The organism is Luteimonas rhizosphaerae (genome assembly GCF_002849595.1).
Taxonomy (GTDB): domain Bacteria; phylum Pseudomonadota; class Gammaproteobacteria; order Xanthomonadales; family Xanthomonadaceae; genus Luteimonas; species Luteimonas cellulosilyticus.
The window spans coordinates 139,604-154,280 of sequence record NZ_NRQR01000013.1 but is presented as its reverse complement, the minus strand read 5'-3'; the positions used below and the strand labels follow the sequence as shown (position 1 = coordinate 154,280).

Annotated in this window: 11 protein-coding genes and 1 pseudogene; 7 read left to right on the top strand and 5 right to left on the bottom strand. The window is 68.5% G+C overall.

All coding sequences use genetic code 11. The features are described from left to right. Positions 1-20 precede the first annotated feature (20 nt). Positions 21-1,754, top strand: a complete 1,734-nt coding sequence (locus CJ022_RS06590) for an alpha-amylase family glycosyl hydrolase (protein ID WP_101925865.1) — start codon at positions 21-23, stop codon at positions 1,752-1,754. Between the two features lie 98 nt (positions 1,755-1,852). On the opposite strand, the gene CJ022_RS06585 is transcribed toward CJ022_RS06590, so the two are convergent. The 5 genes from CJ022_RS06585 to CJ022_RS06565 form a co-directional block, all read right to left on the bottom strand. Next, complete coding sequence (locus CJ022_RS06585; RefSeq protein ID WP_199171438.1) at positions 1,853-2,890, bottom strand: LacI family DNA-binding transcriptional regulator; 1,038 nt, start codon at positions 2,888-2,890, stop codon at positions 1,853-1,855. Between the two features lie 75 nt (positions 2,891-2,965). After that, the gene (locus CJ022_RS06580; RefSeq protein WP_101925864.1) at positions 2,966-4,546 is read right to left on the bottom strand and encodes a PepSY-associated TM helix domain-containing protein; all 1,581 of its coding nucleotides are present in this window, start codon (positions 4,544-4,546) and stop codon (positions 2,966-2,968) included. Between the two features lie 25 nt (positions 4,547-4,571). Next, the gene (locus CJ022_RS06575) at positions 4,572-4,838 is read right to left on the bottom strand and encodes a hypothetical protein (protein ID WP_101925863.1); all 267 of its coding nucleotides are present in this window, start codon (positions 4,836-4,838) and stop codon (positions 4,572-4,574) included. Further along, the gene (locus CJ022_RS06570) at positions 4,835-5,104 is read right to left on the bottom strand and encodes a hypothetical protein (protein ID WP_101925862.1); all 270 of its coding nucleotides are present in this window, start codon (positions 5,102-5,104) and stop codon (positions 4,835-4,837) included. Before CJ022_RS06570 ends, CJ022_RS06575 begins: the two co-directional genes overlap by 4 nt. 31 nt (positions 5,105-5,135) lie before the next feature. Further along, positions 5,136-7,259 (bottom strand): TonB-dependent siderophore receptor, encoded by a 2,124-nt coding sequence (locus CJ022_RS06565; RefSeq protein WP_101925861.1) that lies wholly within the window; start codon positions 7,257-7,259, stop codon positions 5,136-5,138. Between the two features lie 364 nt (positions 7,260-7,623). Between CJ022_RS06565 and thrS the strand changes: the two are divergent. The 6 genes and pseudogenes from thrS (at position 7,624) to pheT (ending at position 14,663) form a co-directional block, all read left to right on the top strand. Next, positions 7,624-9,497, top strand: a pseudogene (gene thrS / locus CJ022_RS06560) (threonine--tRNA ligase). Positions 9,498-9,563: 66 nt separating this feature from the next. Continuing rightward, positions 9,564-10,109, top strand: a complete 546-nt coding sequence (gene infC / locus CJ022_RS06555; RefSeq protein WP_101925860.1) for a translation initiation factor IF-3 — start codon at positions 9,564-9,566, stop codon at positions 10,107-10,109. Between the two features lie 357 nt (positions 10,110-10,466). Then, the gene (gene rpmI, locus CJ022_RS06550; RefSeq protein ID WP_101925859.1) at positions 10,467-10,664 is read left to right on the top strand and encodes a 50S ribosomal protein L35; all 198 of its coding nucleotides are present in this window, start codon (positions 10,467-10,469) and stop codon (positions 10,662-10,664) included. 10 nt (positions 10,665-10,674) lie between these two features. Then, positions 10,675-11,034, top strand: a complete 360-nt coding sequence (gene rplT, locus CJ022_RS06545) for a 50S ribosomal protein L20 (protein ID WP_101925858.1) — start codon at positions 10,675-10,677, stop codon at positions 11,032-11,034. 169 nt (positions 11,035-11,203) lie between these two features. After that, positions 11,204-12,199: a phenylalanine--tRNA ligase subunit alpha gene (gene pheS, locus CJ022_RS06540; protein WP_101925857.1), complete on the top strand. Its 996-nt coding sequence runs from the start codon at positions 11,204-11,206 to the stop codon at positions 12,197-12,199. Between the two features lie 88 nt (positions 12,200-12,287). After that, a complete protein-coding gene (gene pheT, locus CJ022_RS06535; RefSeq protein ID WP_101925856.1) occupies positions 12,288-14,663 on the top strand; it encodes a phenylalanine--tRNA ligase subunit beta in 2,376 nt (791 codons plus the stop codon). Positions 14,664-14,677 lie beyond the last annotated feature (14 nt).

Here is a 14,677-nt window from a genome sequence, read left to right as displayed (position 1 = left end):
TCCACAACAGGAGTTTCCGCATGACCCGAGCCTCGACCGTCGCCATTGCCGCGCTGCTGTGCGCGGGCTGCAGTTCCGCGGGCGCTGTCCGGGCGGGGCAGGTTGCCGATCAGGATGGTCTGTACGGCACGCGCGAGCCCTTCGCTGCGCACGCGGTCTACTTCGTCGTTACCGACCGCTTCGTCAATGGCGACACGTCCAACGATCAACGCGACCAGGGCGGCGCGCATCGCACGTTCGACATCCCCGTCCGCTGCCCCGACGGCATCGACGGCAACATCGGCTATCTCGGCGGCGACTTCCGCGGTGTGCTCGACAACGCCGGCTACATCCGCGACATGGGTTTCGGGGCGGTGTGGATCACGCCGATCGTGGCCAACCCGGACGAGGCGTTCACCGGCGGCGATCCGGTCGCCTGCGGCAGTTCGCTGACCGATCGCGGCAAGACGGGTTATCACGGCTACTGGGGCACGAACTTCTACCGGGTCGACGAGCACCTGCCCAGCGCCGACCTCGATTTCCGAGGCTTCACCGACGGCATGCGCGCGGCCGGATTGAAGACCGTGCTCGACATCGTCGGCAACCACGGCGCGCCGTCGTGGACGATGCCCGAAGCGCAGCCCGGCTTCGGCCAGATCTTCGATGCCGACGGACGCCTGATCGCCGATCACCAGAACCTGCCGCCGCAACAGCTCGATCCCAAGGGCAATCCGCTGCACGCGTTCTACAACGCGACCGGCGTCGTCGATGGCAAGACCGGCTCCATCTTCGACGGCAATCTTGCCCAGCTCTCCGATTTCGACGCCGCCAACCCGGCGGTCTTCGAGTACCTTGCCGGTGCCTACGAACAGTGGATCGGGCAGGGCGCCGACGCGTTCCGCATCGACACCATCGCCTGGATGCCGCACGCGTTCTGGAAGCGTTTCTCCGACCGCATCCGCGGGCAGCACCCCGGTTTCTTCATGTTCGGCGAAGCCTTCGACTACAACGCCGACAAGATCGCCGAGCACACCTGGGCGCGGAATGGTGGCGTGAGCGTGCTCGACTTTCCGATGAAGCAGGCGATGGACGAGGTCTTCGCCGGCGGTGCCGGCTTCGAGCGCCTCGCGCCGGCGCTGCATCTCGAGCGTGGGCCGTATGCCAATCCCTACGATCTGGCGACGTTCTACGACAACCACGACATGCCGCGCATGGCGGCCAGCGATACCGGCTTCATCGATGCGCACCACTGGCTGTTCACCGCGCGCGGCATTCCGGTCGTCTACTACGGCTCGGAAACCGGCTTCATGCGTGGCCGCGCCGAACACGCCGGCAACCGCGCGTACTACGGGCAGGATCGCGTCGATGCTGGTGCGCAGAATCCGATCCACGCCGCGCTGACCCGCATCGCGAATGTGCGCCGCGCCACGCCGGCGCTGCAGCGCGGACTGCAACTGGTGCTCGACCTCGAGGGCGATCACGCCGCGTTCTATCGCGTGCTCGACGATGGCGACACGCGCCAGACGGCGCTGGTGCTGCTCAACAAGGGCGATGTCCCTTGGCAGGCGACGCTGGCCGGCGACGAGATTTCGGCGGGCAGCTGGCGGGATACGTTCAGTGGTGGTCCGGTCGCTGTCGATGCCGGGCTGCGCATCGATGTGCCTGCCCATGGAGTCCGTGTGCTGCTGCGCGATGACGTGGCGATGCCTGACGTATTACGCGCGCGGTTGCAGGCGCTGATGGTCGACCGACATGGTGGTCCGGACGCACGGTGATTTGTCCGCGTCAGCAAACGCCGGGCTAGGCGTTGTATCTGTAGGAGCGCGCGCGCGCACGATGTGGCTTGCCCGGTAATGCGCGGTCGCGCGCGCTCCTACAGGGGACGCCGGCCGGTCGAATCCCGCGCCACCAGCGACGTCGGCAACCGCAGGCTTTCCGCCGGCTCGCCGACGACCAGCCGCATCAGCGTGTCGACCAGCAACTCGCCGGCGGTCAGCGTGTCCTGCACGACGGTGGTCAGCGCCGGCGTCGTCATGCGCGCGGCGGGGATGTCGTCGAAGCCGGCGATGGCGATGTCCTCGGGCATCCGCAGGCCGTGCTCGGCGAACGCATGCATCGCGCCGATCGCGATCAGGTCGCTGGCCGCGAACACCGCGTCGAACGGCAGGCCGCGGCGCAGCAGTTCGGTCGCGGCCGCATGGCCCGACCCTTCCGCGCTTTCGGCATCGACCTGCAGTGCGCGGTCCATCGTCAGGCCCAGCGGCGCGAGCGCGGATTCGCAGCCCAGCCAGCGGTCCAGGAATTCCGGATAGCGACTCGACGCGTCGCCGAGAAACGCGATGCGGCGATGGCCCAGGCCCGCCAGGTGCGCGCCGACCAGCGCGCCCCCGCCGGCGTTGTCGCAGCCGATCGAGATGCCCGGCTGGTCCGGCAGCACCGCGCCCCAGCGCACGAACTGCGTGCCCTGCTCGACCAGCGTGCGCAGCTTGCCCTGATAGGCGAGGTAGTCGCCGTAGCCGAGCAGGATCAGGCCGTCGGCCTTGTGACTGTCGCCGTAATCGGCGTGCCAGTCGTCGGACAGCTGCTGGAACGAGATCAGCAGGTCCTGGCCGTGGCGCGCGCAGGCGCGGGTGATCGAGCCGAGCATCGGCAGGAAGAACGGATTGATGTGCGACTGGTCGCTGGTCGGGTCCTCGAAGAGCAGCAGCGCCAGCGTGCCCGACTGCTGTCGACGCAGGTTGGACGCGTTCTTGTCGACCTTGTAGTTGAGCTCGCGCGCGATCGCGAGGATGCGCTCGCGGGTTTCACGGTTGACCGACGGATGGCCGCGCAAGGCACGCGACACCGTCGGCTGGGAGACCCCGGCGAGGTGGGCGATATCCAGGGACGTCGGTTTGCCTTTGATCGTCATCGGGCCTGCGCAGGGCGACGGAAGCTCGATCGATGATGCCACGCCGTCGCAGTGGACCGGTCCGGACCGCTGCCCTCAGGCCGCGCGCGTGAGCGCTGGATCGGCCCAGACGCTGCAGGGATCGCTGTCGCGCGCACGTCGCGCGGTCGCCCGCGCCAGCGTCGCGAATCCGACGGCCAGGGCGAGCGCACCGGCGTCGATCGCGAACAGTGCCCAATGGCCGGCACCCGCGCTGCGCCACAACCACCAGCCGGACGCGACGCCGTGCGCGACCGGAATGGCGGCGCTCGCCCAAGCGGCGGCGAGCAGCAGCTCGCGCGCGGCGCGGATCGGCGGCCGGAGCGCGGCCCACACCAGACAGCCTGCCCAGGTCAGGAAGCACGCCAGCGGAATGCCGCGGTCGGCCCAGGCCGGCGCCTGCCATTCCAGCAACTGGGTCGCGACGAACGCGACCGAGATCGCCACGCACACGCCCAGACACAGGCCGATCGTCGCGCGCGCCGTCGCCATCGACGTGCGCGTCTGCGTGACCTGGCGCCGCCGGCGCCGCGATTCGATCCACAGCAGGTTGCCGGAATAGAACAGGAAGGCGCCGCCGAGACCGAGCACGAAATACAGCACGCGGATCCACGCGTTGCCGAACTCGGCGAAGTGCAGCGCGTAGGCGATCTGCAGCGTCGCGTGGTTGGCGTCGCGCCGGCCCGGCAGTTCGGTCGCGAGCACGGCGCCCGAAGCCGCATCGAGCGCGACCGCGCCGAGCGGGCCGAGCGTGCGCGGCGCGGCGCCGGTGATCTCGATGACCGCGTTCGCATCGCCGGCGTTGGCGAGCTTCAGGTAGGCAGGTTCGAATGCGTCGAGGCCCTGCGCGAGCGCGGCCTGGCGCGCGCGGCGGGTGAGGTCGGACAACGGCAGCGGGCCGGCGGGCGACGCAGCAGGCGCGACGACCGGCGCGGTGTCGAAGGCCGCGGGCAACGCCGCCATCGCCTGGCCGCGATGGACCAGCGGGTCGAGCGCGAGCAGCGCCACCATCATCAGGCACAGCAGCGCGCCGGTGACCGCGAACATCACGTGCACGGGCAGGCTCAGCACGCCGACGACGTTGTGCGCGTCCTGCCAGAACTGCTTGCGGTTGCGCCCGGGGCGCAGCGCGAACAGATCCTTGGCCAGTTTCGGCAGGTGGATCACGACGCCGCTGATCAGCGCCACGCCGTACAGCAGGCTCACCGCACCCATGAACCAGGTGCCGATGCCCGGCAGTCCGAGCGCGTAATGCAGCGCATTGACCAGCTCCGACAGCGCCGCATGGGGCAGGGTGCTGGTGCCGTCGGGCGCATCGAGCGTCGCGTACTGCCACGTGCCGTGCGCGTCCTGCCAGTAGCTGATCGCGTGCGGGCTTTCCGGCCCCGGAAACAGCATGCCGACGTGGGTGCGCGCGTCCGCGTGCCGGGCGAGCGTTTCGTCGAGCAGGCGCTGGGCATCGTCGAGCGTGTGCACCGGCGCGTCTGCGGCGTGCGGCGCCTGCCACAGCATCAGGTCGTGATGGAACACGGTGATCGCGCCAGCGTAGAACGCGACGAACAGCGCGAAGCCGGCGGCCAATCCCACCCAGGTGTGCAGCGCGGTGAAGCGGCGCAGGGTCGCGCTCCGGAATTTCATCGCAGGGCGTTCCCTTTCTTGCCGCTCATCGCACCAGCCCCGACAGTTGCAGCAGCCACAGTGCGGTCAGCGACAGCGCGGCCAGACCGCCCATCCAGGCCCACGCGCGTCCCGCATCCTCGAACGCGAAGGCGAGCGCCGCCGTGCCCATCCAGATCGGGAAGAACGCGACCAGGCCCGGCACCAGGGTCGACTGCCAGGGGCCGGGCAGCGCCCAGGACACCAGGCCGACCAGTCCGGCCGCGAGGAAGAAGCCCGCCAGCAATGCGGCGGCCGCGCGCGACAGGCTCATCGCGATGTCGCCCGCGGTGCGCGCAGCGCCAGCCAAGGCAACGCCATGGCCGCGAGCATCCAGCTGCCGAGCATCGCGCACAGGCCCGCGCCGGCACCGAGCGCCAGACTCCAGGCCAGCCAAGCGACGGCGGCCAGCGCCGCGCCGGTCCACGTCGCGGCGACGCGATGCGTGCCCAGGCGTGCCCAGCGGCACTGCGGCGATGCCGCGTACGACGCCAGCGCCGACAGCCACGCGGCGGCGATGCCGACCAGGCTCAGCAGCATGCGCGGCACCGACCCGCGCGACCGGCACGCGTCACCATTGCAGTCGCGCGCTCGCGGTCACGGTGCGGCCGTAACCGTAGTAGCACCAGGCGGCCGAATTGCAGACCGAGACGTACTCGCGGTCGGCCAGGTTCTGCGCGTTGAGCTGGAAGCGCCAGTCGGACACGTCGTAGTGCAGCGAGGCGTCGAACAGGGTGTAGGCCGGCGTTTCCCAGTCGTTGCGCGCGTCGCCGAAGTGATCGCCGGTGTAGCGCACGCCGGCGCCGATGCCGAACCCCGCGAGCGCGCCGGTGGTGATCGTGTAGTCGCCACCGAGCGACGCCGCCTGACGCGGCTGCAGGGCGATCTCCTTGCCCAGCGTCGCGGGATCGGTGCTCTCGGTGACTTCGGAGTCGATGTAGGCGTAGGCGCCGTAGACGCTTAGCCCGCGCCCGACGTTCCAGCGGCCCTCGAGTTCGGCGCCGCGCACGCGGGTCTCGCCCTGCTGCACCGAGAACAGGGTGTTGTCGGGATCGACGGTCAGGGTGTTGGTCTGGATGAGTTCGTAGGCCGCCAGCGTCGCCAGCAGGCGGCCGCCTTCGGGCTGGAACTTCAGGCCGGCCTCGACCTGGCGGCCCGTGGTCGGCACGAAGGCGTTGCCGTCGAAGTCGGTGCCGACGGTCGGCTGGAACGACTGCGACCAGCCGACGTAGGGCGCGACGCCGTTGTCGAATACGTAGTTGACGCCGACGCGGCCGGAGAAGCGCTCGTCGCTCTGGCGTGCACCATTGGTCTCGGTGCCGACCCAGTCCTGGCGACCGCCGACCGTGACCACGACGCGGTCGATGCGGACCTGGTCCTGCAGGTACAGGCCGATCTGGTCCTGGGTCTGGTCGGTGAACGCGGTGCCGGGCCCGAAGTCCGGACGCAGGTCGGGCATCGAGCCGTAGACCGGCGCGTAGGCATCGAGACCGGTCGCGGTGAACGCGAAATTCGACGCGTAGTCGTTGTGGGTGCGACGGTAGTCGAGCCCGGCCAGCACGGTGTGCTCGACGCGTTCGCCGCCGAAGTTCCAGCTCAGGTTGTTGTCGAGCGAGAACGTGCGCTCCTGCTCGCGGGTCGACCACAGATAGCGCGACAGCGTGCGCTGGTCGGCCAGCAGGCCGAAGGTGCCGACGGTCACGGCCGGATCGATTTCGCTCTCGCCCCAGCGGACGTTCTGCGCGAACGCGGTGCCGCCGCCGAAGTCGTGGCGGAAGTCGTAGCCGATCGACGCCATCGTCTTGACGTAGTCGTTGGCGTTCGGCTCGCCGGTGTAGAGGCTCGCGCGGATTTTGCCGTTCGGGTTCGGCAGCAACGTGCCTTCCGCCGGCAGGAACCCGGCGCCGGCCTTGGTGTCGGCCTTCTGGAAGCGTGCGAGCACGGTCAGCGTATTGGCGTCGTCCGGCGTCCAGGTCAACGCGGGCGCGAGGTAGTACCGGTCGTCGTGGATGAAATCGACGTCGCTGTCGCTGTTGCGCGCCAGGCCGGTCAGGCGGTACGACAGCGTGCCGCTGTCGCCGAGCGGGCCGCCGACATCCCCGGTGAGCTGGCGCAGGTCGTGGCTGCCGAGCTGCAGCTCGACCTCGCGCAGCGGCGTCGCCGTCGGACGCTTGCTGACGTAGTTGACGAGGCCGCCGGGCGGCATCGCGCCGTAGTTGACCGATGCCGGCCCCTTGAGGACTTCGATGCGCTCCAGGCCGAAGGGCTCGATCCGGGTGATGCCGGTGCCCGACCCCAGTGGCAGCGCCAGACCGTCGAGATAGCGGGCCGGGGTGAAGCCGCGCACCAGCAGCCAGTCGCTGCGCGTGTCGGGGCCGTAGCCGCCGCCCTGCGCGCCGGCGGTGAACCACACGGCCTCTTCGACGCCGTGCAGGCCGCGGTCGCGGATCTGCCGGTCGGTGATGACCGAGACCGACTGCGGGATTTCGAGGATCGGCGTATCGGTCTTGGTCGCGGTGCCGCTGTCGCGGGCGATCGGCGCGGTGACCTCGATCGCATCGAGCGTGCGGGCGTCGGCGGTCGGCGCGGACTGGGCGAGCGCCTGGGCGCTGACGGGCAGCGCCAGCAGCAGCGCCAGACGCAGTGCGGTGACGAGGGGGCGGGGGGCGCCGACGGGGCGGTGGGCAGCGTGCATCGGAAGCGTCTCGAGTGTGCGGGTGACGTGGCGCAGGGACGCGGCAGCGGGAGCGCCAGCGCAATCGATGCGAATAGGAGTGATTATCATTTTGCGCTCCGCCGTCGCCGGCTGCAATCCTCCGCCACCAATCCGCCGGGCCGCCTGCGGGCGCGACGCGGTGCTTTCTCGGCTAGAATCGGGCGCTCCGATCCAGCAGGAACAGGTGGCCCGCGATCACGCCGGCCGCGCGTGCGACATGAGCACTACCACCGCCCATCGCTGACCGTTCCCGGGTGTGCCCAGCAGGCGCCCTCGCGGCGCCTTTTTGTTGCCGCCTTCTTCCGCACCGCCGGTCCGACCGGCCACCACGCCAGACTCCGCCATGATCACGATCACGCTCCCCGACGGCAGCCGCCGCGAATTCGAACAGCCCGTTTCCGTCCTCGAGGTCGCCCAGTCGATCGGCCCCGGTCTGGCCAAGGCCACCGTCGCCGGCAAGGTCGACGGCCGCCAGGTCGACGCGTCCGACGTCATCGACCACGACGCGACGCTGCAGATCCTCACGCCGAAAGATGGCATCTCGTCGGTCATGCAGTGAAGCAGCTCTACCCGGACGCGAAGATGGTGATCGGCCCGGTCATCGACGACGGCTTCTACTACGACATCTATAGCGAGCGCCCGTTCACGCCCGACGACATGGCCGCGATCGAAGCGCGCATGGTCGAACTCATCGACACCGAATACGACGTCATCAAGAAGATGACGCCGCGCGCCGAGGTCATCGAGACGTTCAAGGCCCGCGGCGAGGACTACAAGCTGCGCCTCGTCGACGACATGCCGGCCGACATCACCGAGATGGGCCTGTACCACCATCAGGAATACGTCGACATGTGCCGCGGCCCGCACGTGCCGAACACGCGCTTCCTCAAGGCGTTTAAGCTCACGCGCATCTCCGGTGCGTACTGGCGCGGCGATTCCAAGAACGAGCAGCTGCAGCGCATCTACGGCACCGCGTGGGCGGATTCGAAACAGCTCAAGGCCTACATCCAGCGCATCGAGGAAGCCGAGAAGCGCGACCACCGCCGCATCGGCAAGCAGCAGGAACTCTTCCACCTGCAGGAAGAAGCGCCCGGTCTGGTGTTCTGGCACCCGAAGGGCTGGGCGCTGTGGCAGGTCGTCGAGCAGCACATGCGCGGCGTCTACCGCGACAGCGGCTACGGCGAAGTGCGCTGCCCGCAGATCCTCGACGTGTCGCTGTGGCAGAAGTCCGGCCACTGGGACAACTACAAGGACAACATGTTCTTCACCGAGTCGGAGAAGCGCACGTACGCGGTCAAGCCGATGAACTGCCCGGGCCACGTGCAGATCTTCAACCAGGGCCTGCACAGCTACCGCGACCTGCCGATCCGCTACGGCGAGTTCGGCAGCTGCCATCGCAACGAGCCCTCGGGCGCGCTGCACGGCATCCTGCGCGTGCGCGGTTTCACCCAGGACGACGGTCACGTGTTCTGCACCGAATCGCAGATCGAATCCGAAGTCACCGCGTTCCACCAGCAGGCGCTGGCGGTGTACACACACTTCGGTTTCGAGGACATCAACATCAAGATCGCGTTGCGTCCCGAGTCGCGTCTCGGCGATGACGCCACGTGGGACAAGGCCGAAGCCGCGCTGCGCAATGCGCTGTCGGCCTGCGGCGTCGCCTGGGAAGAGCTCCCGGGCGAGGGCGCGTTCTACGGCCCGAAGATCGAGTACCACCTGAAGGACGCGATCGGCCGCACCTGGCAGCTCGGCACGATGCAGGTCGATTTCATGATGCCCGGCCGCCTCGGCGCCGAGTACGTCGACGAGCACAGCCAGAAGCAGGTGCCGGTGATGCTGCACCGCGCGATCGTCGGTTCGATGGAGCGTTTCATCGGCATCCTGATCGAACATCACGCCGGTGCGTTCCCGGCCTGGCTGTCGCCGGTGCAGGCGGTGGTGATGAATATCACCGACGCGCAGGCCGATTTCGTCGAGGACGTTCGGAAATCCCTTGCAAATCAAGGGGTCCGGATCGAGGCCGATTTGCGGAACGAGAAGATCGGCTATAAGATCCGCGAGCACACGCTGCAGCGGGTGCCGTATCTGATCGTGGTCGGGGACCGCGAGAAGGAAACCGGCGCCATCGCCGTTCGGACGCGGTCCGGGGAAGATCTGGGTACGATGCCGATCGACGCCTTCGTTTCGCGCCTTCGCGCCGAACACGCTCCAGCATGAGTCCTTCACCGGCGCGGGTCCATCATGGATCGCGCCGGTCGCCCCGTTGGTTGACGAACCGGCGGTATGTTTCATTTCGGAGATTGCAGTATTAGCACCCCTGACAAGCAGAATCGGCGCAACCAGGACATCCGCGTACCGCGGGTGCGTGTCATTGGTTCCGACGGAGAAATGATCGGCGTCCTGTCGCGCGAAGACGCGCTCAAGGCCGCCGAGGAAGAAGGTCTCGACCTCGTCGAGATCCAGCCGAACGCGGATCCGCCGGTCTGCAAGATCATGGACTTCGGCAAGTTCCGTTTCGAGTCGCAGAAGAAGGCGAACGAGGCCAAGAAGAAGACCAAGCAGGTCGAAATCAAGGAACTCAAGTTCCGCCCGGTGACCGACGAGGGCGACTACCAGATCAAGCTGCGCAAGATGCGCGGATTCCTGGAAGAAGGCGACAAGATCAAGGTCAACATCCGCTTCCGTGGCCGTGAGATGAGCCACCAGGAGCTGGGTCGCGAGATGGCCGCCCGCATCGAGGCCGACCTGGGCGAGGACATCGTCATCGAGTCGCGTCCGCGCCTCGAAGGCCGGCAGATGGTCATGATGATCGCGCCGAAGAAGAAGTGACCCGGCGCCGCGTCTGCGGCGATCGGATCTGAGGAAAGCGCGCTCCGGCGCGCTTTTTTCATTTGGTCAGGGAGCCCACGCGGCTTGCGTTCGCTGCTCAGGGATTGATGTTCGCGACCCCGCGGTCGCGGCATCCAAGCCAATGATTTGCAAGCGAAACCCAAGCCCGGCATAATGCGCGGCCCGGTTCGCCGGGGAATCGAGTTGTACCCAGGACCCGCCTTGATCTCGTTGGAGATCAAAGGCTTAAAGCCGGCAGGGGCAGGATGGAAAGTCCATCGGGAGCTCGCGACACCGTCGCGGAATCCGGAAGATGGCGCCCGGGCCAGTCAAAAGAGACCTAAAAGGACAATCGCAATGCCCAAGATCAAGACGCATCGGGGCGCGGCCAAGCGCTTCCGGAAGACCGCTTCCGGCAAGTACAAGGCAGGCCACGCCAACCGCAGCCACATCCTCACGAAGAAGACGACCAAGCGGAAGCGCGGTCTCCGGCAGACGAATATCATTCGCGCCGCAGACAGCGGCCGTCTCGATCGTATGCTTCCGTATCTCTGAGGACTGAACAATGGCACGAGTCAAACGTGGTGTGCAGGCACGCCGTCGTCATAAGAAGGTTCTCGGCCGCGCGAAGGGCTATTACAACGCCCGCCGCAAGGTCTTCCGCGTCGCCAAGCAGGCCGTCCTCAAGGACGAGCAGTACGCGTACATCGGTCGCAAACAGAAGAAGCGCAATTTCCGCACCCTGTGGATCGCGCGCATCAATGCGGCAGCCCGTCTGAACGGCATCAGCTACAGCCGTTTCATGAACGGTCTGCTGAAGTCCGGCATCACCCTGGACCGCAAGGTGCTGGCCGACATCGCCGTGCACGACGCAGCCGGGTTTACCGCGCTCGCCGAGAAGGCGAAGGACGCGCTGGCGGCCTGATGCCGTCGTCCGGCACGGTCCCGCACGTCCCCGTGCGGGCCTGCCAGGAGTAGTCCCAGACATGGGGAAGGGCGCGAGTCCTTCCCCATTGTTGTTTGTGGCGTCGCATGTCGCCGCCAGCACCGCAATCCGGCGCCCTGTCGCCATGCATCACGGGTCCTGATGTCCGATGAGTGAGATCGAAGCTCTGTCCCACCGCGCGCTCGACGAGATCGCCGCGGCCACCACGCCCGAGGCGCTCGAAGCACTGCGCGTCGGCCTGCTCGGCAAGAGCGGCAGCGTCACCGCGCAGCTCAAGGCGCTCGGCGCGCTGCCCGGCGACCAGCGCAAGGCCGCGGGCGAAGCCATCAACCGGGCCCGCGACGTACTCGGCGAAGCATTGGCCGCGCGCAAGCGCGCGCTCGACGATGCCGCGCTCGATGCACGCCTCGCGTCGCAGACGATCGATATCTCGCTTCCGGGCCGCGATGCGGGCACCGGCGGCGTGCATCCGATCAGCCGCACGCTCGAGCGCATCGCCGACATCTTCGGACGCCTGGGCTACGAGCTCGCCGACGGGCCCGAAATCGAGGACGACTGGCACAATTTCGAGGCGCTGAACTTCCCGCCGCACCATCCTGCGCGCGCGATGCACGACACGTTCTACTTCGGCGACGGTCGCCTGCTGCGGACCCACACCTCGGGCGTGCAGGTGCGCTACATGGGCGAGCACGCCCCGCCGCTGCGCATGATCGCCGCCGGCAAGGTCTACCGCTCCGACAGCGACCAGACGCATTCGCCGATGTTCCATCAGGTCGAAGGGCTGCTGGTCGACGAGCACGCGACGTTCGCCGACCTCAAGGGCACGCTGAGCGAGTTCGTCCGCGCGTTCTTCGAGCGCGACTTCGAGATGCGTTTCCGGCCCAGCTATTTCCCGTTCGTGGAGCCCGGCGCCGAAGTCGACATCGCCTGGCAGCAGGCCGACGGCAGCACGCGCTGGCTCGAGGTCCTGGGCTGCGGCATGGTCCATCCGAACGTGCTCAAGGCCGTCGGGATCGATCCGGAGCGCTACACCGGCTTCGCGTTCGGCCTCGGCGTCGAGCGTTTCGCGATGCTGCGCTACGGCGTCGACGACCTGCGCGCATTCTTCGACAACGACGTGCGCTTCCTGCGCCAGTTCGCGTAGCCGCGGGCGCGCCGCGCCTGCGTCAACTCCGCGTCATCCGTCGCGACCAGGTCCCGCCATGCCGGGACGACGATTCCACGAGAACGCCATGAAATTTTCCGAGAACTGGCTGCGCCAGCACGTCAAGACCGATGCCACCCGCGACGAACTGGCGGCGACGCTGACCGCGATCGGCCTGGAGGTCGAGGAGATCACGCCGCTGGGCGACGCCCTCGCTGGTGTCGTCGTCGCGCGCATCGTCTCGGCCGAGAAGCATCCCGAAGCCGACCGGCTGCAGGTCTGCCAGGTCGATGCCGGCGGCCGCACGCTGCAGATCGTCTGCGGTGCGCCGAATGCGCGCCCGGGTCTGGTCGCGCCGCTGGCGACGATCGGCACCACCGTCGGCACGCTGACCATCCGGGCCGCCAAACTCCGCGGCGTCGATTCCAACGGCATGTTGTGCTCTGCCAAGGAGCTCGGCATCGACGCCGATGCGTCGGGCCTGCTCGAGCTGCCCGACGACGCACCGGTCGGCACGCCGCTGGCCGACTATCTCGGACTGCCCGACGCGGCCATCGAACTGAAGCTGACGCCGAACCGGGCCGACTGCTTCGGCATCCGCGGCATCGCGTTCGACGTCGCCGCCGCCTGCGGCAGCGAAGTGGTTCCGCTCGAGGCGCCGGCCGTGCCGGCGACGTCGGAGGCCGCGCTGCAGGTCGTGCTCGACGCCGGCGCCGATGCGCCGCGCTATCTCGGCCGCGTCATCGAAGGCGTCGATGCGACGTGCCCGACGCCGGTGTGGATAGCGGAGCGCCTGCGTCGCAGCGGCATCCGTCCGGTCAGCTTCCTCGTCGACGTCACCCAGTACGTGATGCTGGAGCTCGGCCAGCCGATGCACGCCTTCGATCGCGACCTGCTGTCAGGCCCGGTCGGCGTGCGCCGCGCGCGCAAGGGCGAGATGCTCACGCTGCTCGACGGTCGCGATGCGACGCTTGACGAACAGTTTCTCGCGATCACGGACGCGGATCGCGTCGTCGCGCTGGCGGGTGTCATGGGCGGTTTCGACACGCGCGTGACCGACGGCACCCGCAACGTGTTCCTCGAATCCGCGCATTTCGCGCCGGACGTGATCATCGGTCGCAGCCGTCGCCTCGGCCTGCACACCGACGCCGCGCACCGCTTCGAGCGTGGCGTGGATCCGGAACTGCCGCGGACCGCCCTCGAGTACGCGACCCGCCTGATTCTCGACGTCGCCGGCGGCGCGGCGGGCCCGGTCACCGCCGCGGAACTCGACGCGCATCTCGCCCGGCCGCGCACGATCGCGCTGCGTCGCGCGCGCCTGGCACGCGTGCTCGGGCTGACGGTCGAAGACGCCGAGATCGAACGCATCCTGCGCGCGCTGGGGCTGGACGTCGCCGCCGATGGCGAGGGCTGGCAGGTCACCGCGCCGACGCGGCGTTTCGATCTGGCGATCGAGGAGGACCTGATCGAAGAGGTCGTGCGCATCCACGGCTACGACCGTGTGCCGACCACGCTGCCCGGTGGCGCGACGCGCATCGCCGCGCCGAGCGAAACCGAGGTCACGGAGCCGGACCTGCGTCGCCACCTGGTCGCGCGCGACCAGCTGGAAACCATCAACTACGCCTTCGTCGATGCGTCGCTGCTGGCGGCCTGGCAGCTCGATGCCGGCAGTGTGCCGCTGGCCAATCCGCTGAGCGCCGAGTTGGGCGTCATGCGCACCGCGCTGCTGCCCGGTTTGGTCGATGCGCTGTCGCGCAACGTCGCGCGCCAGCAGTCGCGCGTGCGCCTGTTCGAGCTGGGCAAGGTCTTCACGGCGCCGACCGCGTCCGGCGACGCACCGCAGGAAACCCTGCGCATCGCTTCGGCGATCGTCGGCGACAGTGGCGGTGAGCAATGGGGCGACGCCTCGCGGCCCGCGGACTATTTCGACCTCAAGGGCGATCTGGAAAGCCTCGCGGCGCTGTCGGGCGCGACGCTGACGTTCGCACGCTCGACCGTGGCGCACGGACATCCGGGCCGCTCGGCCGACGTGCTGCGCGACGGCGTGCGCGTGGGCTGGCTCGGCGAGCTGCATCCGCGCCTGCTGCGCACGCTGGACATCAACGTGCCGGTACTCGCATTCGAAGTCGACGCCGCCGCATTGCGCACCCGCGCGCTGCCACGCGTACGCGCGCTGTCCAAATTCCCGTCGGTGCGGCGCGATCTGGCGGTCGTGGTGTCCGAGCAGACCGGCTGGAGCGCGCTCGACGCGACCATCCGTGCCGCCGCCGGCCCCTTGCTGGCCGACGTCCGTCTGTTCGACCGTTACGCCGGACAGGGGGTCGAATCCGGCTTCAGGAGTCTCGCCATGGGCTTGATTCTGCAGGAAACTTCCCGCACTCTGACCGACCGCGATGTGGATGCGGGGGTCGCCGATGTGATGGCCGCGCTTGAGCGCGAACACGGCGCGAAGATCCGAAGCTGAGGTCACAGGGGAAT

What these genes read in the sequence shown, in the direction of transcription:
- rplT (WP_101925858.1), top strand. Translation starts at nt 10,675, where the DNA reads ATGGCACGAGTCAAACGTGGTGTGCAGGCACGCCGTCGTCATAAGAAG.
- infC (WP_101925860.1), top strand. Translation starts at nt 9,564, where the DNA reads ATGTTTCATTTCGGAGATTGCAGTATTAGCACCCCTGACAAGCAGAAT.
- CJ022_RS06565 (WP_101925861.1), bottom strand. Translation starts at nt 7,259, where the DNA reads ATGCACGCTGCCCACCGCCCCGTCGGCGCCCCCCGCCCCCTCGTCACC.
- pheT (WP_101925856.1), top strand. Translation starts at nt 12,288, where the DNA reads ATGAAATTTTCCGAGAACTGGCTGCGCCAGCACGTCAAGACCGATGCC.
- rpmI (WP_101925859.1), top strand. Translation starts at nt 10,467, where the DNA reads ATGCCCAAGATCAAGACGCATCGGGGCGCGGCCAAGCGCTTCCGGAAG.
- CJ022_RS06575 (WP_101925863.1), bottom strand. Translation starts at nt 4,838, where the DNA reads ATGAGCCTGTCGCGCGCGGCCGCCGCATTGCTGGCGGGCTTCTTCCTC.
- CJ022_RS06585 (WP_199171438.1), bottom strand. Translation starts at nt 2,890, where the DNA reads ATGACGATCAAAGGCAAACCGACGTCCCTGGATATCGCCCACCTCGCC.
- CJ022_RS06570 (WP_101925862.1), bottom strand. Translation starts at nt 5,104, where the DNA reads ATGCTGCTGAGCCTGGTCGGCATCGCCGCCGCGTGGCTGTCGGCGCTG.
- pheS (WP_101925857.1), top strand. Translation starts at nt 11,204, where the DNA reads ATGAGTGAGATCGAAGCTCTGTCCCACCGCGCGCTCGACGAGATCGCC.
- CJ022_RS06590 (WP_101925865.1), top strand. Translation starts at nt 21, where the DNA reads ATGACCCGAGCCTCGACCGTCGCCATTGCCGCGCTGCTGTGCGCGGGC.
- CJ022_RS06580 (WP_101925864.1), bottom strand. Translation starts at nt 4,546, where the DNA reads ATGAAATTCCGGAGCGCGACCCTGCGCCGCTTCACCGCGCTGCACACC.